Origin of the sequence: Bradyrhizobium genosp. SA-4 str. CB756 (genome assembly GCF_000473125.1) — a bacterium.
GTDB classification, from domain to species: domain Bacteria; phylum Pseudomonadota; class Alphaproteobacteria; order Rhizobiales; family Xanthobacteraceae; genus Bradyrhizobium; species Bradyrhizobium arachidis.
The window spans coordinates 8,464,448-8,485,268 of record NZ_KI421499.1 but is presented as its reverse complement, the minus strand read 5'-3'; the positions used below and the strand labels follow the sequence as shown (position 1 = coordinate 8,485,268).

At 65.2% G+C, this 20,821-nt stretch carries 18 protein-coding genes; 4 read left to right on the top strand and 14 right to left on the bottom strand.

All coding sequences use genetic code 11. The annotated features are described in order from the left end of the window. Positions 1-39: 39 nt before the first annotated feature. Positions 40-1,212: an ABC transporter substrate-binding protein gene (locus BRAGE_RS0140940; RefSeq protein ID WP_027564127.1), complete on the bottom strand. Its 1,173-nt coding sequence runs from the start codon at positions 1,210-1,212 to the stop codon at positions 40-42. A gap of 310 nt (positions 1,213-1,522) precedes the next feature. Here BRAGE_RS0140940 and BRAGE_RS0140935 point away from each other — a divergent pair, with 310 nt between their 5' ends. After that, the gene (locus BRAGE_RS0140935) at positions 1,523-2,788 is read left to right on the top strand and encodes an NAD(P)/FAD-dependent oxidoreductase (RefSeq protein WP_027564126.1); all 1,266 of its coding nucleotides are present in this window, start codon (positions 1,523-1,525) and stop codon (positions 2,786-2,788) included. 164 nt (positions 2,789-2,952) lie between these two features. Here BRAGE_RS0140935 and BRAGE_RS0140930 read toward each other — a convergent pair whose 3' ends face one another. From BRAGE_RS0140930 to BRAGE_RS0140920, 3 genes are all read right to left on the bottom strand, one after another. Further along, positions 2,953-4,164 (bottom strand): ABC transporter substrate-binding protein, encoded by a 1,212-nt coding sequence (locus tag BRAGE_RS0140930; RefSeq protein ID WP_027564125.1) that lies wholly within the window; start codon positions 4,162-4,164, stop codon positions 2,953-2,955. A 69-nt stretch (positions 4,165-4,233) separates the two neighbouring features. Then, the gene (locus tag BRAGE_RS0140925) at positions 4,234-4,557 is read right to left on the bottom strand and encodes a 2Fe-2S iron-sulfur cluster-binding protein (RefSeq protein WP_027564124.1); all 324 of its coding nucleotides are present in this window, start codon (positions 4,555-4,557) and stop codon (positions 4,234-4,236) included. 11 nt (positions 4,558-4,568) lie between these two features. Continuing rightward, on the bottom strand, positions 4,569-5,789 hold the full coding sequence (locus BRAGE_RS0140920) for a cytochrome P450 (protein ID WP_027564123.1): 1,221 nt from the start codon (positions 5,787-5,789) through the stop codon (positions 4,569-4,571). Positions 5,790-5,872: 83 nt separating this feature from the next. Here BRAGE_RS0140920 and BRAGE_RS0140915 point away from each other — a divergent pair, with 83 nt between their 5' ends. Beyond that, entirely contained in the window at positions 5,873-6,379 is a 507-nt protein-coding gene (locus BRAGE_RS0140915) for a MarR family winged helix-turn-helix transcriptional regulator (RefSeq protein WP_027564122.1), read from the top strand. A 270-nt stretch (positions 6,380-6,649) separates the two neighbouring features. On the opposite strand, the gene BRAGE_RS0140910 is transcribed toward BRAGE_RS0140915, so the two are convergent. Then, positions 6,650-7,591: an IS110 family transposase gene (locus BRAGE_RS0140910; RefSeq protein ID WP_028146490.1), complete on the bottom strand. Its 942-nt coding sequence runs from the start codon at positions 7,589-7,591 to the stop codon at positions 6,650-6,652. A 263-nt stretch (positions 7,592-7,854) separates the two neighbouring features. Further along, positions 7,855-9,702: a feruloyl-CoA synthase gene (locus tag BRAGE_RS0140905; protein WP_027563164.1), complete on the bottom strand. Its 1,848-nt coding sequence runs from the start codon at positions 9,700-9,702 to the stop codon at positions 7,855-7,857. Positions 9,703-9,851: 149 nt separating this feature from the next. On the opposite strand from BRAGE_RS0140905, the gene BRAGE_RS0140900 reads away from it, so the two are divergent. Both BRAGE_RS0140900 and atzF read left to right on the top strand, forming a co-directional pair. Next, positions 9,852-10,346 carry a MarR family winged helix-turn-helix transcriptional regulator gene (locus tag BRAGE_RS0140900; RefSeq protein ID WP_027563165.1) on the top strand — a complete coding sequence of 165 codons (495 nt, stop codon included), beginning with the start codon at positions 9,852-9,854 and terminating at the stop codon, positions 10,344-10,346. Between the two features lie 193 nt (positions 10,347-10,539). After that, complete coding sequence (gene atzF, locus BRAGE_RS0140895) at positions 10,540-12,345, top strand: allophanate hydrolase (RefSeq protein WP_027563166.1); 1,806 nt, start codon at positions 10,540-10,542, stop codon at positions 12,343-12,345. A 200-nt stretch (positions 12,346-12,545) separates the two neighbouring features. Here the strand turns inward: atzF and BRAGE_RS0140890 are convergent, their stop codons facing one another. The 8 genes from BRAGE_RS0140890 to BRAGE_RS0140855 all read right to left on the bottom strand — a co-directional run bounded on the left by BRAGE_RS0140890 (position 12,546) and on the right by BRAGE_RS0140855 (position 20,787). After that, entirely contained in the window at positions 12,546-13,268 is a 723-nt protein-coding gene (locus BRAGE_RS0140890) for a GntR family transcriptional regulator (RefSeq protein WP_027563167.1), read from the bottom strand. 4 nt (positions 13,269-13,272) lie between these two features. Continuing rightward, positions 13,273-13,665 (bottom strand): oxalurate catabolism protein HpxZ, encoded by a 393-nt coding sequence (gene hpxZ, locus BRAGE_RS0140885; RefSeq protein ID WP_027563168.1) that lies wholly within the window; start codon positions 13,663-13,665, stop codon positions 13,273-13,275. A gap of 1 nt (position 13,666) precedes the next feature. Then, on the bottom strand, positions 13,667-15,061 hold the full coding sequence (locus BRAGE_RS0140880) for an AtzE family amidohydrolase (RefSeq protein ID WP_027563169.1): 1,395 nt from the start codon (positions 15,059-15,061) through the stop codon (positions 13,667-13,669). 7 nt (positions 15,062-15,068) lie between these two features. After that, positions 15,069-15,248 carry a DUF4089 domain-containing protein gene (locus BRAGE_RS0140875; RefSeq protein WP_027563170.1) on the bottom strand — a complete coding sequence of 60 codons (180 nt, stop codon included), beginning with the start codon at positions 15,246-15,248 and terminating at the stop codon, positions 15,069-15,071. Positions 15,249-15,262: 14 nt separating this feature from the next. Beyond that, complete coding sequence (locus BRAGE_RS0140870) at positions 15,263-17,032, bottom strand: dipeptide ABC transporter ATP-binding protein (protein ID WP_027563171.1); 1,770 nt, start codon at positions 17,030-17,032, stop codon at positions 15,263-15,265. 94 nt (positions 17,033-17,126) lie between these two features. Further along, positions 17,127-18,026, bottom strand: coding sequence for an ABC transporter permease (locus BRAGE_RS0140865; protein ID WP_027563172.1), 900 nt, complete (start codon positions 18,024-18,026; stop codon positions 17,127-17,129). Positions 18,027-18,035: 9 nt separating this feature from the next. Then, positions 18,036-19,049 (bottom strand): ABC transporter permease, encoded by a 1,014-nt coding sequence (locus BRAGE_RS0140860; RefSeq protein ID WP_027563173.1) that lies wholly within the window; start codon positions 19,047-19,049, stop codon positions 18,036-18,038. 115 nt (positions 19,050-19,164) lie between these two features. Beyond that, entirely contained in the window at positions 19,165-20,787 is a 1,623-nt protein-coding gene (locus BRAGE_RS0140855; protein ID WP_027563174.1) for an ABC transporter substrate-binding protein, read from the bottom strand. Positions 20,788-20,821 lie beyond the last annotated feature (34 nt).

Below are 20,821 nucleotides of genomic sequence, written 5' to 3'. Positions count from 1 at the left end.
CGCCTGCGGGGAGAGGGGAAGAGAGAGCGTCGCTCGTAGCTACTTCATCTGACACTTGTCGTGGAAGCGATCCTGGTCGTTCTCGACGATGGTGGCGACGGTCTTCAGCGCGAGCTGGCCTTCGGCATCCTTCACCACGTCCTGGAGGTAGAAGCTCTGCACCGGGATGTGGTTGTTGCCGTATTTGAACGCACCGCGCAGCGACTTGAAGTTGGCCTTTTCCATCTCGGCCTTCATCGCGTCCTTCTTGCTGGTGTCGCCCTTCACGGCGACGACCGCACTGTTGATCAGCTGGGCCGCATCATAGGCCTGTGCGCCGTAATAGGTCGGGCGGAGACCGGTGTACTTCTTGCGGTAGTCGGCGACGAAGCGCTTGTTCTGCTCGTTGGGGAGGTCGTTGACCCATTCCTGCGCGCCGGGGACGCCGAGGGCGTTCTCCTTCTGCAGCGGCAGCGACAGCTCGTCGACGGTGAAGGCGGTGTAGAGCGGCATCGTGCTCTTCAGGCCGGCTTGCGCATATTGGTTGAGGAACTGCACGCCGGCGGCACCGGGATAGAACACGAAGATCGACTCCGCGCCCGAAGCGCGCGCCTTCGAAAGCTCGGCAGAGAAGTCGAGCTGGCTCGGCCACACCGTGTATTCCTCGCCCTTGATCTCGCCCTTGAACGTGCTCTTCACGCCCGCCAGCATGTCCTTGCCGGCCGCATAGTTCGGGCCGATCAGGAACACGCTCTTGACGCCCTTCTGGTTCATGTAGAGGCCCATGGCGGCGGGCGTCTGGTCGTTCTGCCAGGAGGTCGAGAACACGTAAGGCGAGCAGAGCTCGCCCGCGAGCTGCGACGGGCCGGCATTGGCCGAGATCAGGAAGGTCTTCGAGTCCACCGCGGTCTTGAGCGAGGCCAGCAGCACGTTCGACCAGATGTAGCCGACGATGAAATCGACCTTGTCGGACTGCACCAGCTTCTCGGTCTTCTGCTTGCCCACGTCAGGCTTCTGGCCGTCGTCCTCGTAGATCACCTCGACCGGCTTGCCGTCCATCTTGCGCCCGAGGTGATCAAGCGCCAGCTCGAACGAGTTGCGCATGTCGTTGCCGATTACGGCGGTCGGGCCGCTGAAGGTCGAAACGAAACCGATCTTGATGGTGTCGCCGGCGAATGCCGGGCTCGCCAGCACCAGCGCCGCTGCGCCCGCCAGCCAGAATGCCGTCCTCATAACCACTCCCCTCCTTATTATTGATCCCGGAAACGGGGTGATCGCCGCCCCGGGCCAGTCTCTATTGAACGCAAAATCTGTCGCGCCGCCAATGGCTCAGCGCCCGCCCCTGCACCATATTTCGCCCCAATCGCCGATGGCAAGAAATATAATTCTACTCACTTCGGCCAAGGCCTGGCCGAGCCTGCGGCGCTTTTTCGCGGCCGATCGATACATCCGGCCTATGCGACGATTGATGACGGCTATTGGACCGCGGCGCCCGATCCGCACTTAAATGAAGGAAGAGAGCAGCTAGATTCGAGGGCGCATCATGACCACGACACCGCATCGCGTCGTCATCGTCGGAGCCGGCTTCGGCGGGTTGGAGACGACCTACCGGCTCGCGGGCGCGCCGGTCGAGATCACACTGATCGACCGCCGCAACCATCATCTGTTTCAGCCGCTGCTCTACCAGGTTGCGACGGCCTCGCTCGCGACCAGCGAGATCGCCTGGCCGATCCGGCACCTGATGCGCGACCGGCGCGAAGTGACGACACTGTTCGCTACGGTAAGCGGCGTCGATGCCGCACGCCGCTGCGTGCTGATCGACGACGGCAGCGAGGTGCCCTACGACACGCTGGTGCTCGCGACCGGCGCGCGCCACGCCTATTTCGGTCACGACGAGTGGGAGACATGGGCACCCGGCCTGAAGACTCTGGAGGACGGCACCACCTTGCGCCGCCACATCCTGGTGGCGTTCGAGCGCGCCGAGCGCGAGACCGATCCGGCCAAGCGCGCCGCGCGGCTCACCTTCGTGATTGTCGGCGCCGGCCCGACCGGCGTCGAGCTTGCCGGCACCATCGCCGAGATGGCGCATCACACCCTGCCCGCCGACTTCCGCAACATCGACACGACGAAGGCGCGCGTGGTGCTGATCGAGGCCGGCCCGCGCGTGCTCGCGGGCTTTGCTGACGATCTCTCCGCTTATGCGCAGGCCTCGCTGGAGAACATCGGCGTCGAGGTCGTGCTCGGGCAGGCCGTCACCGAGATCAACCGTGAGGGCGTTGTGTTCGGCGGCAAGCTGCTCGAGGCAAAGACCCGGATCTGGGCCGCCGGCGTGCGCGCCTCGCCCGCTGCGGAATGGCTCGGTGCGCCAGCCGATCGCGCCGGGCGCGTAGAGGTCGAGGCCGACCTCACCATTCCCGGCCATCCCGAGATTTTTGCGATCGGCGACACCGTCAGCATCAATGCCTGGGAAGGCAAGCCGGTGCCCGGCATCGCGCCGGCGGCAAAGCAGCAGGGCCGTCACGTCGCCGAGACCATCAAGGCGCGCCTGCGCGGCGAGAACAAGGGCGCGTTCCGCTACAAGCACGCCGGCAGCCTCGCCCAGATCGGCAAGCGGCTCGCGGTGATCGATTTCGGCAAGGTCAAGCTGCGCGGCACCATCGCGTGGTGGATCTGGGGCATCGCCCACATCTACTTCCTGATTGGCCTGCGCCACCGCCTCAGCGTCGCGCTGAGCTGGCTGTGGATCTACGCGCGAGACCAGCGCGCGGCGCGGCTGATCACGCAGGGGTCAAGCAAGGTGGTGGGATGACTCTTCTCCCTCTCCCCGTTCTTACGGGGAGAGGGTTGGGGTGAGGGGCCTCTCTCCGTGGGTGGCTTGGACGTAAGACCTGTACCCCCTCACCCGGATCGCAAGAGCGATCCGACCTCTCCCCGCGAGCGGGGAGAGGTGAAGGAGGATCGCGCCAGCGGCCCCTACTTCACCAGGTCACACCCGCCCTCCGCCAGCGGGCGGAAGGCCTGATCCGCGGGAATCGTCGAGACCAGCTTGTAGTAGTCGTAGGGATATTTCGACTCCTCCGGCTTCTTCACCTCGAACAGATACATCGGATGCACGACGCGGCCGTCCTGGCGGATCGTGGTGTCGCCGAACAGCTTGTCCTTGCCTTTGAACTTCTTCATCTCGGGCACGACGTCCTTGGCATTATCGCTGCCAGTCGCCGCAACCGCGTTGAGATAGGCGAGCGTGGAGGCATAGACGCCAGCCTGGTTGCCGCTCGGCATCTTGCCGTTCATGCCGGGCCGCGCGGCGAAACGTTTTGCGAAAGCGCGGGTATCGTCGTTCATGTCCCAGTAGAAGGCTTCCATCAGCTGGAGGCCTTGCGCGACCTTGATGCCCATACCGTGGATGTCGTTGATGAAGAGCAGGAAGGCGACGAGCTTCTGCCCACCCTGCTGGATGCCGAACTCGGCGGCCTGCTTCACCGCGTTGATGGTGTCGCCGCCGGCGTTGGCAAGGCCGATCACCTGCGCCTTCGAGCCCTGTGCCTGCAACAAGAAGGAGGCGAAGTCGGAGGTGCCGAGCGGATGTTTCGAGGAGCCAAGCACCTTGCCGCCGTGGCCCTCGATATACTTTTGCGCTTCAGCCTCGATGCCCTTGCCGAGTGCGTAGTCGACCGTGAGGAAATACCAATCCTTGCCGCCGCGCGACATCATCGCGGCTGCGGTAGTGTTCCCGGTCGCCCAAGCGTCATTGACCCACTGAATGGTGTTCGGCGAGCAGGCCTTGCCGGTGAGATCCGAGCTTGCCGTGGATGACGCCAAAAAGGTCATGCGGCTGTCGCGCAGCAGCGTGTTGATCGAAAGGCCGACGGCCGAGTTCGGCACGTCGACGATGGCATCGACGCCCTCGACATCCAGCCATTTGCGCGCGATGGCGTTGCCGACGTCGGCCTTGTTCTGGTGATCGGCATAGACGATCTCGACCTTGATGCCTTTGCCGCCGCCGTTGAAATCCTCCGCCGCCATGCGCGCGGCCTCGACCGAACCCATGCCATTGGTGTCCTGAAAGATGCCGGAGATGTCGTTGAGCACACCGACGCGCACGACGTTGTCCGAGATCTCGGCGCTCGCCGCTCCGCCCATCAGGCTGGCGGCCAGCGCAAGCGTCCACTTCAGATGTTTCATCGTTCCCTCCCCTTTGGATGTCGCACCGGTCGTTGCCGGCCTATGTTTTGAAAATTAGATCCTTGAGCGTCAGACTTGCCGCTCCGGCAGTCTCAGCACGAGCCCGTCGAGCGCGGGCGTGATCGCGATCTGGCAGGACAGCCGGCTGTTCGGCAGCCGCTCGGCCGCGGTGCCGTCGAGCAGCGCGTCCTCGTCGTCGGCGACCGCGGGCAGACGCGCCAGCCAGGCTTCGTCGACATAGACGTGGCAAGTCGCGCACATGGCATTGCCGCCGCACTCCGCCAAAATGCCGTCGAGGCCGTGGCGGGTCGCGGCCTGCATGGCGCTTTCGCCGCCTGAGGTCTCGACGCGGTCGGACTTTCCATCGGGATGAATGAAGGTGATGGCAGACATGAAACTCCTCGTCAGGCGGGGGTGACGGTGACAGGCAGGCTGTCGAGCCCGCGCAGCGTGTTGTTGAAGCGGCGCTTCGGCTCGCCCGTGATCTCGATCTTTGCGACGCGGCGCGCCAGCGCAGTCAGCATCACCTCGCCTTCGAGACGGGCAACGAGCTGGCCGACGCACATGTGGATGCCGGAACCGAAGCCGACATGGCCGGAGGCGCGGCGGGTGATGTCGTAGCTATCAGGCTTGTCCCAACGCCGCGGATCGCGATTGGCGGCGGCGAGGAACATCAGCACCTTCTCGCCCTCGCCGATCCGCGCACCGGAGATCTCGACATCGCGCGTCGTCGTGCGGAAGAAGGTCTGCACCGGGCTCTCGAACCGCACCGCCTCCTCGAAGGCGCCACGCGCCAGCGAGAGATCATCGCGCAGGCGCTGCCACTGATCGGAAAAGCGCGCGAGGCAATAGACCGCTGCGCCGATGCCGTTGACCGTGGTATCGAGACCGGCAGAGAGCAGCGAGCGCACCAGCAGGGGAGCCTCGGTCGCCGTGATGGCGCCTTCGTCGACCTGCGCATGAATGCAGGCGCCGAAGCCGCCGGGCGCGAGATTGTCACGCTGACACTGCTCGGCGACATAGGCCTGGTGCGGCATCGAACGTTCGATCGCCTCCTGGCGCAACTGGTTGGGCGGGCCGAATGCGTTGAACACGACGCTCGCGTAGGGAATGAGATGCTCGCGCCCCTCCGGCTTCAGCCCGAGCGCATCCGGAAAGATCGACAGCGGATAGGCCTCCGCGAGATCCGTGATCGCATCGAAGCTGCGCTTGTCCAGCAGCGCGTCGACCCGCTCCTCGGCCGCTGCAGCGAAGCGATCGCGCACCTGCTTCATCACGGTCGGCGACAGCACCTTCGACAGCACCGCGCGGGTGCGGGTGTGCGCCGGCGGATCGGCCTCCAGGATCAGGCTCGGCGGCCGCCATGGCGTCTCCTTCTTGAAGTCGGACAGGCCGACGCCGCGGCTGGAGCAGAAGGTGGCGGGGTCGTTCAGGACGGCATGGACCTCGGCATAGCGCGCCACGCCGTAGACGTTCCACTTGTCGAGATAGACCACCGGTCCCGTCTCCCGCAGCAGCTCGTGTGTGGGATAGGGATCTGCAAAAAACTTCATGTCGAACGGATCGACGTCGAGATGCGGGACGGCCGATGAACCACTCGCCGCTGGGGAGCCGATTGCGCTCATTGAAGTCCTCCCTCACTTTGATCTTGTGAAACGCGGCCGCATGCCCTTAGGTCTCAAGGCAGCTTGCGAGTCAAAATCCCGACATGCCGACGCCTTCGACCCGATCCCGCCCAAGACCCGCGTCCGTCGAAGCCGGACCGACGCTCGACCTCGATCGCTACGTCCCGGCTCTCATCACCTTCATCGCCAACAAGCTGTCGAACAGCGCGACCGCGTTCTACCAGCGGCAGTTCGGCGTCAACGTCACGGAATGGCGGATCATGTCGCTGCTGGCGATCGAGCCCGGCATTCCGGCCTCGCGCATCTGCCACGTCATCGGATTTGACAAGGGTCCGGTGAGCCGGACGCTGGCGGGGCTCGAGAAGCGCGGGCTGGTCTCGATCCGCACCGACCCCAACGACGGCCGCACCCATTCGATTTCGCTGACGGCAAAGGGCCGCTCCACCCATGACAAGGTGATCGTCGCGGCGCTGGACCGCGAACGGCGCCTGCTGTCCTGCCTCAACAAGGACGAGCGCGAAGTGCTGATCGGCCTGGTCCGCCGCCTGCACGAGAATCTCGGCGCGGTGACCGGCGGCACCGAGACCTGACAGGCCGCACGCCGGGCGCCATCCCCCGTCATTCCCAGGCATGCGCCGGCATTTGCCGACGGCACCATTCCGGCCGCGCATCGTTTCCTCCAGGATCAGACGCGGCGGTTCCCCCGCCGTCGTCCTTGGCCGGAATGGTTCGCACAAATTAGTTGCTTAGGCAACAAAAGAATCAGGCAAGATATTGCGGCAGGATGGCTGGCGTAGTTTGCCCACTCGCGTGTCCCGGGCGCTGCAGCGTGAAACGCTGCTGCGCAGAGCCGGCAACTGTTATGTTGGGTTGGCTTTCAGGTACGGCTTTCTGTCACGCATCATGGCATTGAGGACCGTTAGCAGCTTCCTGGCGACGGCAATGAGGGCGAGCTTGGCTGGTTTGCCGGCCCGTCGCAGCCGTGCGTAGAAGGCCTTGAACGGATCGGCCCTGCGAACCGCGTTGAGCGCAGCCATGTAGAGGGCGTCACGGACGCGCTTTCGGCCGCCGGCAATCTTGCGTTTGCCGCGGAAGGCTCCGCTGTCGACGTTGAAGGGAGCCAGGCCGGCGAGCGCCGCGATCTGCTTGGCTCCCACATGTCCGAGTTCCGGCATCTTCGCGATGAGTTGCATGCAAGCCACGGGACCCACGCNAGGCAGTGAGCGCATCAATCGCGCATCGTCCGCAATCTCTCGCTCGGCTTTGATTAGTCCCCTGATGTCGGCCTCGATCTCGGCGATCTCGCCGTCGAGGACTTCAATGAGGCGACCGATGCGCTCGGCCATGGCACGGTCGTCGGTCTCGCTGCGCCGGTTCTTCTCCTGCGCGCGCATGCGAACCAGCTGATCTCGCCGTTTTGCAAGTCCCGCCAAGGCGTTGCGGGCGGGATTGGCAGTCGGCTCCGTTGCTGGCTGCATGGCCCGCGCAAAGGCTGCCAGCATTCGCGCGTCGATCGGGTCGGTCTTGGCGAGCTGCCCGCTGGCGCGCGCGAAGTCACGAGCCCGGGCCGGGTTGATCCGGGCGAAACGGATGCCGGCCTCGCTCAGCGCTTCGCGAAGCTCGAGGTCATAAACACCCGTGGCCTCGAAGACGACCAGCACATCGCATCGCCAACGCGCCGCGATCTGGGTGATGGCCTGCGTCGCGTTGGCGATGCGCTCCGGCACGCCCAGGCCTTCATCGAAGATATCGAGATATTGTTTGGAGACGTCGATTCCGACGCAACGAAGGGGTATGATCACGGTGCCTGTCCCTGTGATGCGAGGTCTGTTGGCGCAGCCTCGTGCAACTGTTCAGGTTGGTAATGGAACGGGCGGGAGACCGAGCCGGCTCACGGCGTCAAGCGCCAAGGACCCAACGGCTTCCCGCCCAACCCATCCTGACAGACTTCCAAGACACAGGGACCCATGCAGCTACGCGCTATGAGAGATGGGCCCCGGCTCAGCAGCGCAACACTGCGTGCTGCGCTGCGCCCGGGGCACGAGAGCTTTTATTGCGTCGACCGCTACAGCCCCACCCACGCTCCGGACACATCATCGTTCAGCCGCGCCACCGCATCCGCCCGCCGCGTCAGCACGGCGCGCTGATTGATGTAGCCCTTGTCGGTGATTTCGCCGCCATCCACCGAGGGCGGCTCGGCGAGCAACAGGGCGCGAGTGGCGTGGCCGGAGGAGTTTGCGCCCTGCTGCTTCAGTCTTGCGAGGCCCTGCGCGATCGCGACTCTCACCTTCTCGTGTCCGAGCACGTCATTCACGCCTGCCGTCTCGGGCAAACCGGCATGGGCGCGGCACGCCGCGACGTTCGGGAACACCAGGAAGCGCACCTCGTCGCCGCCGTGGCCGGTCACGACGATGTCCTGCGCGAGCGGCGCCAGCGCGGCGATGCCGGCGACGCGCAGCGTGCCGACGCTAACCCAGGTGCCGGAATTGAGCTTGAAGTCCTCCGCGACGCGGCCGTCGAAGAACAGGCCCTGCTCCGGCCGCGCGCTATCGGCAAGCTTCACGGCATCGCCGATGAGGTAAAAGCCTTCCTCGTCAAAGGCCTGCTTTGTCAGCTCGGGCGCCTTCCAATAGCCCGGCGTGACGTTGGGGCCGCGCACGCGCACCTCGAGCTTGTCGCCCGACGTGACGAGCTTCAGCTCAGTGCCCGGGATCGGCACACCGATATTGCCGGAGCGCTCGGCCAGGAAATGGCAGTCGGTGGCGAGCGGTGACGTTTCCGTCGAGCCCCAGGCCGAGACCATCGGCAGCGCGCGGCCGACGGTCTCCATCGAGAGCTGCTCGAGCGCATCCCAGAGATTCTGCGGCAAGGCTGCGCCGGCATAAAAGGCGAACTTCACCTCACTGAAGAAGCGGCGGCGCAGCTCTTCATCGCCGCGCAGCGCCGCGATCAGCATGTCGAACCCGCGCGGCACGTTGAAATAGACCGTCGGCATCACGCTTTTCAGATTGGCGAGCGAGGTCGCAAAGAGACCGGGCGCAGGCTTGCCGCCGTCGATATAGAGCGAGCCGCCGTTACGCAGCACGAGGTTGAAATTGTGGTTCGCGCCGAAGGTATGGCTCCAGGGCAGCCAGTCGAGGATGACGAGATCATCGCGGCCTTGTTCGAGAAAAGTCCAGGTCTGCGCCTTGGCCTGCTGACTGGAGGTCAGCATGCGCTGGGTGTTGATGACGGCTTTCGGCGTGCCGGTCGAGCCTGACGTGAACAGAAATTTTGCGATGGTATCGGGCGTCACGGCGGCGAAGGCTTTCTCGACATCGCCCGCCTCGGGCGTTGCCGCGATATCGCGGAAGGCGAGCGCATCGGCATCACCAGCATTGCCGCTGATGATGTGCGCGTTGTGCAGCGGCTTGATCGCGGCCAGCGCCGCGGCAAACGGCTTTGTCGCGGAGACATAGATCGCGCCCGGCTGAAGCAGCGAGATCATGCTCTTGAGCTTGTCAAAGTCCTTCGACATCAGCGAATAGGCCGGCGAGATCGCGGCCGAGGGAACGCCGACATGCTGGGCGGCCAGCGCGAGCAGTGCATGATCGATGCTGTTGTCGGAGAGGATGACGACGGGACGCTCCGCGCTGAGGTCTTGCGCCAGAATCCAGGACGCCGCCGCACGGACTCGCCGCAGGGCACCCGCGTAGGTCATGGTGGCCCAGGGCGTATCGGCGCTGTCCCGCTCGGCGAGGAAGATGGTGTCAGGCGTCAGCCGCGCCCACTGCTCCAGCCAGTCGCCGATGCAGCGCGCGCTGTCGCGCAAGGGCTCGGGCGAGCGCAGCACGATGCTGCCGTCGGCGCGGTGCTCGGCGACGGTTTTTGGCGTTGCGAACAGGCTTGTGGCGTCACCGCGGGTGGCGGTCATGGTCTCCTCCTCGCCCGGACGTCCGGATCGGTCGCAGCCTCGTTCCGGGCTGCTTTGGCCATAATGTTGGGCAGGGCAATTGTTGTCGTCAACAACAATCTCCCGCTCTGGCAGTCGGGGCGCTAAGGTTGAGCGGCAGGAGACCCCACGTGACAGCCACCGCAGCCCAGACCTCTCCCCGCAAACGCGCCGGCAACGGCACCGCGCGGCTGATCGACGCGGACGAGATCGGCCTCGACGCCCTGGTCGGGCACGCCGGCTACGCGGTGCGGCGCTTCCAGATCTGGATCTTTCAGGACTTCATCAGGACGCTTCGCGCGGTCGACATCCGCCCGACGCAATATTCGGTGCTGACCGTGATCGGCGCCAATCCGGGCCTGTCGCAGATGGCGGTGGCGAAACGCCTCGGCATCGAGCGTGCCCGGCTGGTGCACCTGCTCGACAGCCTCGAACAGCGCAAGCTGGTGAAGCGGGTCAAATCGAAGGCGGACCGGCGCTCGCACGCCCTGCACCTCACGTCGCAGGGAGAAACCGCGCTGGCAAAATTCAAGCGGCTCGCCGCCGAGCACGAGCGGAATGTCGAGGCCAGGATCGGCAAGGAGAACCGGGAGCGGCTGCTCCGGATCCTCGCTGACTTCACCTGATCAAGACTGCCCATGATCTAGGCAAATGCTCGCTACAGGGCGCTGGCACGGCGGTCTGCCCGCCTATCAGCCTAGCTACCAAGTCACTGATCTCACGATAATATCCGGAGCGACTGCGCTGCCCGGATATTGTACACAATGGCACATCGCTTGCTTCAATCCGGGTGAGACAAGTTGCCGGAGTTTTGCGACCATGGGGGCTGAGCAGCCTGAAACGATCGCCGCGATCGTGGCCGCGCATCGCGCGGGCACGATGACGCCGGCGCAGACGATCGCGCGGACCTATCAGCGCATCCGCGACCACAACGATCCCGCCGTGTTCATCAGCCTGCGCGACGAGAAGGACGCGATCACAGAGGCCGAGAGGCTGGCCGCGAAGGATGCAGCTAACCTGCCGCTCTATGGCGTACCGGTCGCCGTGAAGGACAATATCGACGCGCTTGGTTTTCCGACCACAGCGGCCTGCCCCGCCTTCTCGTACACGCCGACGCACGACTCGACCGCGGTGGAGCGCTTGCGTGCCGCCGGCGCGATCATCATCGGCAAGACCAATCTCGACCAGTTCGCAACCGGCCTCGTCGGCGTGCGCTCGCCCTACGGCATCCCAAAGAACTCGATCCGCGAGGACCTGATTCCCGGCGGATCGAGCTCGGGATCGGCGGTCGCCGTTGGCGCTGGCCTCGTGCCGCTGTCGCTGGGGACTGACACGGCCGGCTCAGGTCGCGTGCCGGCGATGCTCAACAACATCGTCGGGCTGAAGCCGAGCCTCGGCATGATCTCGACCGCAGGGCTCGTGCCGGCCTGCCGCACGCTCGACTGCATCTCGGTCTTCGCGCTGACGGTGGACGACGCTGCACTCGCGCTGTCAGTGATGGCCGGGCCGGACCAGGCCGATCCGTTCTCGCGCGACCGGCCGCTTGGCGCGATCACGGCGCTCCCCGCCAGCTTGCGTCTCGGCGTGCCGCGCAACGGGCAGTTGATCTTCTTCGGCGACAAGAAGGCGGAGGCCGCTTATGCCGACGCGCTGAAGCGCTGGACCGCGCTGGGTGCAACGCTGGTCGAGTTCGATCTCGAGCCCCTCTACGAGACGGCGCGGCTGCTCTACGAAGGTCCCTGGGTCGCCGAACGCTATCTCGTGATCAAGGATCTGCTGGCGTCCGCGCCTGATGCAATTCATCCCGTAACACGCGAGATCACCGCGGCCGGCGCGCGGCTGTCTGCGGCGGAGACTTTCTCCGCGCTATACCGTTTGCAGGGCCTGCGCAAGATCGCCGAGCGCACGTTTGCCAACATCGACGCGCTGGTGCTGCCGACGGCGCCGACCGCCTATACGACGGCGCAGGTGCTGGCCAATCCGATCGAGCTCAACAGCCGGCTCGGCACCTACACCAATTTTGTCAATCTGCTCGACCTCTGCGGTCTCGCCGTGCCTGCGGCGATGCGCGCCGACGGCATTCCGTTCGGCATCACGCTGCTCGCGCCGGCAGGGCGCGACGCTATGCTTGCAAGCATTGGACGCGTGTTCCATGCGGATACGAAGCTGACCGTTGGCGCCAAGGGCGTGGCGCAGGCGCCGCTCGCACCGCTGCCGGCAAGCGGTGACGATGAGATCTCCATCGCCGTGGTCGGCGCGCATCTCTCCGGCATGGCGCTGAATGGAGAATTGACGGCGCTGAACGCCAAGCTGATCGAGGCGACGAAGACTGCGCCGGACTACAAGCTCTATGCGCTCAAGACCACGCCGCCGAAGCCGGGCATGCTGCGCGTCGCGGCCGGGACGGGTGCGTCGATCGAGCTGGAGATCTGGTCGCTCTCGGCGGCTGCGTTCGGCAAGTTCGTGAATGCGATTCCGGCGCCGATGGCGATCGGCACGGTGCGGCTCGCCGACGGCCGCAGCGTGAAGGGGTTCCTCGTCGAGCCGGAGGTGCTCGGCGAGGCGCGGGACATCACGGCATATGGCGGCTGGCGGAAGTTCATGGCGGAGAAGGCGACGGCATAGCGCGTGTGAACGGCGCGAGCTTCATAAAGACTGTCGTCCCGGACAAGCGCAGCGAAGCGGAGCGCCGATCCGGGACCCATAACCACAGGGAGTGGTTTGGCGAAGACTCGGAGTGGGAGCTTTGCCTCACACCACTGCCTGTGGTTATGGGTCCCCGCTTTCGCGGGGACGACACCGAGTATGCGGCATCCGCCTTCGGCCTACACCGACACCGCGTAAATCTCATACTCCCCGCGCACCAGCTCGATATGCGCGCGCATGGCGGCGGCGGCGCCCTGCTTGTCGCCGCGCATGATGGCGACGACGACGCGGTCGTGCTCGGCCTGCGACTTGGCCAATCGGCCGAGATTGCGGAACTGGGCGCGGCGAAACGGCTGCACGCGGACGCGCGTCGCCAGCGTGATTTCGGCGATGTAGCCGTTCTGCGATCCCGCATAGATCGCGTTGTGGAAGCGCTCGTTGACCTCGTGGAAGCGGTCGGGATTGCCGGCGTAGCTCAGCACCCGCAGCTCTTCGTGGATGGCTTCGAGACCGTGACGCTCGGCCGCGGACATGCGCTCGGCGGCAAGGCCGGCGCAAAGCGCCTCGAGCTCGGCCATCGCCTCGAACATGCTCTTGAGACGCTCGATCGAGGGCTGCGCCACCACCGCGCCGCGATGAGCACGCGCTTCGACGAGGCCGCTCGCCACCAACTGGCGCAGCGCCTCGCGCACCGGCGTGCGCGAGACGCTGAATCGCCGCGCGATGTCGGTCTCATCCAGCGGCGCGCCGGGCGCGAGAGTTCCGCGCACGATCTCGTCGGCGAGCTGGAGACGCAATTCCTCGGCGCGCGTCACCTTCTGCAGCGACGGAAGTGCGCGGTCGACGCGGGGCACCACCGGCTCGGCCGGCAGTGTCCCGGGCGGAAGATCGTCAAGCGTCATGCGGTCAGGTCTCGTTCGACTCGTCGATGATGCTGACATGGGCGGCGACGACGCGCCAGCCCTCCGGGAAGCGAATCCAGGTCTGCATCTGCCGGCCGACCTTGCCGGGAGCCGTGTCACGATAGAACAGGGTGGAGGCCACGGCCGTGTCGCGGCCATAGCTGGTGATGACGGTTTTCGTGGTGCGGCGGTTGAGGCCGACCGGCGAGCGCGCGGCGCGGAAGCCGGAGATCGCCTCATAGCCATAGAGGTTCTCACCGATGCCGTAGCGCAGCGTGCGGGGATCATTGCGGAACAATTCGCCGAGCACGGCGACGTCATTGGTAATGAGGGCCTGCTCATAGCGCTCGAACGCGGCTTTGACTTCCGCGATCACCTCGGGGAGATCGATCTCCATTTCACAATCCTCTCGGCGCGGGCGCGGATACGACGCCCATCTTTTCCAGTGCGTGCGCGACGCGGAGCGCGATGTCCTCTCGCCAGGGCGCGGCAATGATCTGCACGCCGATCGGCATCGGCTCGAGCGGCACCGGCACCGCGACCACCGGCAGGCCGATGAACGAGATCGGCTGAGTGTGAATACCGATATTGGCGCGCACCGGCAGCTCGACGCCGTCGAGATTGAAGTTCACCTGGCCGAGCTTCGGCGCGGTGCAGGGCGTTGCCGGCGCGAGCAGCACATCGACGGATTTGAAGATCTCGGCGAGCTGGCCGCGATACCAGCGGCGGAATTTTTGCGCGCGGTCGACCAAGGACGCCGGCACCATCGCGCCTGCGATCAGGCGATCGCGCACGGCCGGATCGAAATCGTTGGGACGCTTGCGCAGGCGATCGAGATGCAGCGAGGCGCCTTCGGTGGTGGTGATGACATAGGCCGCGGCGCGGGCGCGCGCGGCTTCGGGAACATCGACCACTTGCGTTGCGCCAAGCGCCTTGGCGACGCGGCTGACCGCCTCGACGGCTTCCGGAAAGAGGTTGTTCTGAAAATAGCCGCCGGCGATCGCGATGCGCAGATCCGAGACCGGATTGGCGATCAGCGGCAGCGTCGGCTCCAGCCCACGCGTCGTGCAGGCACTGTCGTCGGCATCAGGGCCCTGCATCGCGTCATAGGCGAGCGCGAGATCGGTGACGGAGCGCGCGAACGGGCCGAGGTGGTCGAGGCTTGCCACGAACGGGAACGAGCGCGCCCGCGACAGCCGGCCATAGGTCGGCTTCAGCCCGAAGATACCGCAGAACGAGGACGGCACGCGGATCGAACCGTTTGTGTCCGAGCCGAGCGCGATCGGCACCAGCGCGCCGCCGACAGCGCTGCCGGAACCGCCAGAGGAACCGCCGGTCATCCGCGTAGTGTCATGCGGGTTGCGCGAGGGGCCGTCATGGACGTTCTCGCCGGTGAAGTCGTAGGCGTATTCGCCCATGTTGAGCGCACCGACCAGCACGGCGCCGGCGGCTTCCATGCGCTCGATCAGCGTGGCGTCGCGCCTGGCGGGCGCGAGGTCGCGGTTGATCTTCGAGCCGGCGCGCGTGGGAAGGCCAGCAACGTCAAACAGGTTCTTCACCGCGAAGGGGACGCCGGCGAGCGGGCCGATTGTCTTGCCGGCGGCGATGTCGGCATCGATGGCGCGCGCCTTGGCGCGGGCGCGATCGGCGGTGACGTCGGTGAAGGAATTGAGAATACTGTCGTGCTGCTTGATGCGCGCGAGGGCCGCCTCGGTGGCATCGAGCGCCGACATCTTGCGGGCCGCAACCGCGCTCGCGATTTCCGCGGCCGTCATCTCTGGCTTGGTGGTCATGGCAGCATCAGGCCGTGAAGATCGGCGCCGGCTCGGTCTCGTCCGGCAGCGCGAGTTCGTCGACGAGGCGGGCGAGCCGCAGCGAGACTTCGAGATTGGCGCGCACCGCCGGCCGCCAGGCCTCCTCGACCGGCAGCGCCAGCGCTTTCGATACGGCGTCGATGTAATCGTCCAGGGGTTCGGCCATCACGCTCCCAACAATCAGTGCACCGGCAACGGCGGATGCGGGATCGCCGTCAGCAGCTCCTTGGTGTAGTTGTCCTGCGGATCGCTCAAGACCTGCTCGGAAGAACCCTCTTCGACGATCCGTCCCGTCCGCATCACAATGACACGATCGCACAGCAAGCGCACCACATTCAAATCATGCGAGACGAACAAATAACTCATGCCTAGCCGCTGCTTGAGATCCTGAAGCAGGTTCAGCACCACGGCCTGCACCGAGACGTCCAGCGCCGCGGTCGGCTCGTCCAGGATGACGAGCTTTGGATGCAGCGCGATGGCGCGGGCGATGCCGACGCGGGCCTTCTGGCCGCCGGAGAGCTGGTGCGGGAAACGGTCGAGCAGATTATGCGGCAGGCCGACCATGGTCGCCAGTTCCTCGCAGCGGGCGCGGAGCGCGTCGCGGCCCTTGACGTCGCCGAGCTGCAGAATCGGATCGGCGATGGCGCGGGCGGCGGTGAAGCGAGGGTTGAGGCTGTCGGTCGGATCCTGGAACACCATCTGGATCCGGCTGCGCTGCGGCAGGCGGGCGAAGGCTGACGGCGCGATGCCGGAGATGTCCTCGCCGTCGAACTGGATCAGGCCCGAGGTCTGGTCCAGGAGGCGCATCACCATCATCGAGGTCGTCGATTTGCCGCAGCCGGATTCGCCGACGAGGCCGACGCTCTCGCCATGGCCGATCGAGAAGCTGATGCCGTCGACGGCGCGGAACACGTCCGGCTCGACAGGCGGCTTGCGGCCGAAGAGCTTGCCGAGCACGGCGGTGGCGCCCTGACGGGGATACTCTTTCACGAGCTTGTCGATGAGGAGGAGCGGCTTTGGATTCTCGTCACCCCCGGGCTTGACCCGGGGGTCCATCGACCGAGACGAATCTTCCGAAGCGTGATGGACGGCCGGGTCAGGCCCGGCCATGACGGCTGCGCCCTCTTCCTCCGGCAGCAGATCCCGCAGGCTCACGCCGAGCCGCGGCGTCGCGCGCATCAGCTTTTTCGTGTAGGGGTGCTGGGGGTTGGCAAAGATGTCGGCGGCCTTGGCGGTCTCGACGACGCGGCCCTTCTCCATCACCACGACACGATCGCAATAGGCGGCAGCCAACCCGAGATCGTGCGTGATCAGGATGGTCGACATCGCACGGCGCTTGGTCAGCTCGACGATCAAATCCATCACCGCCTTCTGCGTGGTGACGTCGAGGCCGGTGGTCGGCTCGTCCGCGATCAGCAGCTGCGGATTGCAGGCGAGCGCGAGCGCGATGACGACGCGCTGGCACATGCCGCCTGATAGCTCGAATGGATAGGCATGGTAGCGCTCGCGCGGGCGCGCGATCTTGACCTGCTCCAGCGCCTCGATCGCCTTCTCGCCGCCATCTGTGACCTGGGCCTGCTGCACATGCGTGCGCAGCACGTCCTCGATCTGGTCGCCGACTTTCCGGATCGGGTTCAGCGCGGCGCGCGGGTTCTGGAAGATCATCGAGACTTCGCGGCCGCGCAAATCGCGCATCTGGTCTTCGCTCGCGGCCTTGACGTCAATGCCGGAGAACATCACCGAGCCTTCGGCGATCCGCCCCGCCCGGTCGAGGATGCGCATCACCGCGTAGGACGTCACCGACTTGCCGGAGCCGGATTCGCCGACAATGGCGAGCGTCTCGCCCTTGGCAACGGAGATGTTGACGTGCTGCACGGCTTTGACAATGCCGCGGCGGGTGGTGAATTCGACGGTGAGGTCCTGCACGTCGAGGAGCGGCTGGGCGGTCATGCAGGCCTCACGTCACTCAAGCGTTCGAAAACAACCCCATGCACAGTAGAACGGTGATTAGAATCATTGGAGAATTTCGACCGAACGTTCGCCATCACGTCCTCCGCTGCGGATCGACAATGTCGCGCAGGCCGTCGCCGAGGAGATTGAAGCAGAACACGGCGATCATCAGCGCGAGGCCGGGGAATAGCGCGATCCACCATTCGCCCGAGACCATGAAGCCCGCGCCTTCGGCGACCATGATGCCCCATTCGGCGGTCGGCGGACGGACGCCGAGGCCGATGAAGGACAGGCCGGCGGCATTGAGGATGGCGTAGCCCATGGTCAGCGACATCTGCACGATCATGATCGGCATGATGTTCGGCAGGATATGCACCAGCAGGATGCGGAATTCGCCATTGCCGGAGAGGCGCGCGGCCTGAACGAAGCCGGCGTTGCGGCGGACGTTCGCTTCGGCGCGCGCGACGCGGGCGTAGAGCGGAAAGTTCACGATCGCGGTGGCGAGGATGATGTTCTGCACGGTATTGCCGAGGGCCGCGACGATGCCCATCGCCAGCACGAACAGCGGGAAGGCCATGATGGTGTCGGCGATGCGGCCGACGATGCGGTCGGTCCAGCCGCCGAAATAGCCCGCAGCGATGCCGGCGAGGCCGCCCATCAAGAATACCAGGGCGACGGAGGCCACCGCGATGAACGTGTCGAGCCGTGTTGCGACGATGACGCGGCTGAAAATGTCGCGGCCAAGCTGGTCGGTGCCGAACCAGTGCGCTGCGGATGGCGGTTTCAGCGCGGCGGCGGTGTCGGAGGCTAGCGGATCGTAGGGCACCACATAGGGGCCGAAGATCGCGGCTATCAGGATCAGGATCAGCAGCGCGAAGGCAAAGCCCGTAACCTTGTTCTCGCTGAGGACGTAGCGGGTCTGTTCGAGGATGGCAGCGAGTCCAGAGGTCCGCGCGGGACCGACGGGTTCAACAGCAGGCGCAACGGAGCTCATTTCGTCCCCCTAGCCTTCGAGTCTGACGCGCGGATCGATTACGCCGTACAAGATGTCGATCACGAGATTGAGCAGAACGTACATGACCGCCATGGTCAGCACGAAACCCTGCACCGGCGCGAAGTCTGAGGAGATCAGCGCTTCCACCGCATAGGAGCCGATGCCGGGCCAGGCGAACACTTTCTCGACCAGGACGTTGGCCCCTAACAGGAACGAGAACACCATGCTGAGCGTGGTAATCACGGGCAGCATGGCGTTGCGGAAGGCGTAGGTGACGATGACGGTCGTCGGCGACAGGCCACTGGCGCGCGCGGTGCGGACGAATTCGGATGCCAGCACCGCCAGCATCGAGGCGCGGGTCATGCGCGCAATCGGCGCCAGCGAGAAGATCGCGAGCGTCGTCGCCGGCAGGATCAGCTGGCTCAGCGCCGAGCGGAACGCCTCAAAGTCGCGCGCGATCAGCGTGTCGATCAGATAGAAGCCGGTCACGGTCGGCGGCGCGCTGTAGAACACGTCGAGACGGCCGAGCGGCGCCGGCGACCAGCCCAGGCGGAAATAGAAGACGTAGACCAGCACGAGGCCGGTGAAGAACACAGGGAGCGACACGCCGGCTGTCGTCGTGACGCGGCAGAGATGATCGATCCATGAGCCCGGCCGTGTTGCAGCCAGCACGCCGAGCGGAATGGCAATCACGATCGAGACGATCAGGCCGAGCAGTGTCAGCTCGGCGGAGGCGGGCAGGCGGTTGCGAATTTCGGCGGCGACCGGCTGGCCCGTGGTCAGCGAGTTGCCGAAATCGCCATGGGCGAGATCGTTGGTGTAGCGGAAGAACTGCTCGATCAGCGGCCGGTCGAGACCCAGCTTCTTGCGGATCTGCTCGACCGCTTCCTTGGTGGCGGCGGGGCCGGCGAAGTACGCGGCGGGATCGCCGGGCAGCGCGCGCGTCAGCAGGAAGGTGACGATGACGACGCCGATCAGCGAGGGAATCGCGAACATCAGGCGCTTGCCGATCATGGTCAGCATGGGGCGCGCTCCGCTTGTGCGAATGGCGAATAGCGAGTGGCGAATGGATTCTCAGAGCCAACCATTTGCATTCGCCACCCCCTATTCGCTACTCGCCATTCACCATTCGCCCTGCTCACCCCTTCGCCATCGCGCGATAATCGAGCCTGCGATGGAACCAGTACTGGTAGCCGCTGATGTTCTTCTGCATCGCGACGTTGACGAAGGGCTGGTACAGCGGGATGCGCGGGATGTCGGTGTAGGCGAGATCGACGAAGCCCTTCACGTCGGCATCGTAAGTTGCGGTGTCGCCGGTGGCGGCGGCAGTGCGCGCACCATCGATCAGCTTGTCCATCTCCGCCGACTTGTAGCTCATGGTGTTGAAGACGGAATTGTTGCCGTGATAGCACCAGTAGAAGAAGTATTCGGGGTAATCGAGCCAGCCCGAGAACACGTTAGTGAAGAGCGGCATCTCCTTCTTGTTCAATTCGGTGCGCCAGTTGGCGCCGGGCACCTTGTTGATGGTGGTCTTGATGCCGATCTGCGCGAGGCTCTCCTGCACCAGCACGCAGAGCGGCTCGTTGACGCCGGCGAAATTGAGGTCGAACGAGATCGTGGTCTCGAAACCGTTGGCGTAGCCGGCTTCCGCCAGCAGCGCCTTCGCCTTCTCCATGTCGGTGTTGTATTTGTGCGGCTGCGGCCAGGCGACTTCCGTCGCCTTGTCCTTGGGCGCGCCGAACATGGGATTGCCGAGGCCGAACAGCACCGCATCCATGATCTTCTGATAGGGCAGCGCGTAGGCGACGGCCTGCCGGACCTTGGGATTATCGAATGGCGGCTTGGTCACGTTCATGCCGATATACTGGATGCCGTTGGAGAACGGCAGCGACACCACGTTGAGCTTGCCGTTCGCCTTCATCTCCTGGAAATCCTTGAACGGCAGCTCATAGGAGATGTCGGCATCGCCGCGCTCCAGCAGCGCGCGGCGGTTGCCGGCCTGCGGCACCATGCGCCAGATCACGCGCTTGATCTTCGGCAGCGGACCACCGACCCAATCCTCGTTGCGCTCCATGACGACTTCGGTGCCGGCGGTCCACTTCGTCACCTTGTAGGCGCCGGAGCCCGCGGTCTGCTGCTTCGTGAACTCGAGACCCCAGGGATCCTTCTCGCTGGCGTTCTTCTTCACCAGCTCCGAGTTGACGATGCAGGGCACGATCACCGCGAGATCGGGAATCGTCAGCTTGTCCTTCTTCAGGAAGTCGACGCGCACGGTATGGTCGTCGATGACGACGAACTGCTCCGGCTTGGTCAGTGAGCCCGCGCTCATCTGGAAGGTCGGAAAGCCGCCGACGCTCACCGCGCGATCCAGCGACCACTTCACGTCCTTGGCCGTGACGGGCGCGCCGTCGTGGAATTTGGCGTTCTTCTTGAGCTTGAAGGTGACCGACATGTCGTCGATCTTGAAGTCTTCGGCGAGCTCGCCCTTGAACTTGTCGCGGTCGTAATAGGGCACGCCGCCGGGGCCGCTCTTCATCTCGTGGCTGATCAGGCGGTCGTAGCAATTCCACGAGACCTCATAGCCGGGCACGTTGGTGCCGACGCCGTGGATGTCGAGATTGTTGGGGCCGCCTTCCGAGACGATCAGCAGCGTCTCCGAGCGGGCATCGGCGTAGGCCGAAGAGATCACCTGCGGCATCGCCGGAAGCGCCGCGCCAGCGGCCAATCCGGACACGGATTTGAGGAAATCGCGGCGCTTCATCGGGATGCTCCAACTCAGAGGTTTCTGGTTGGAA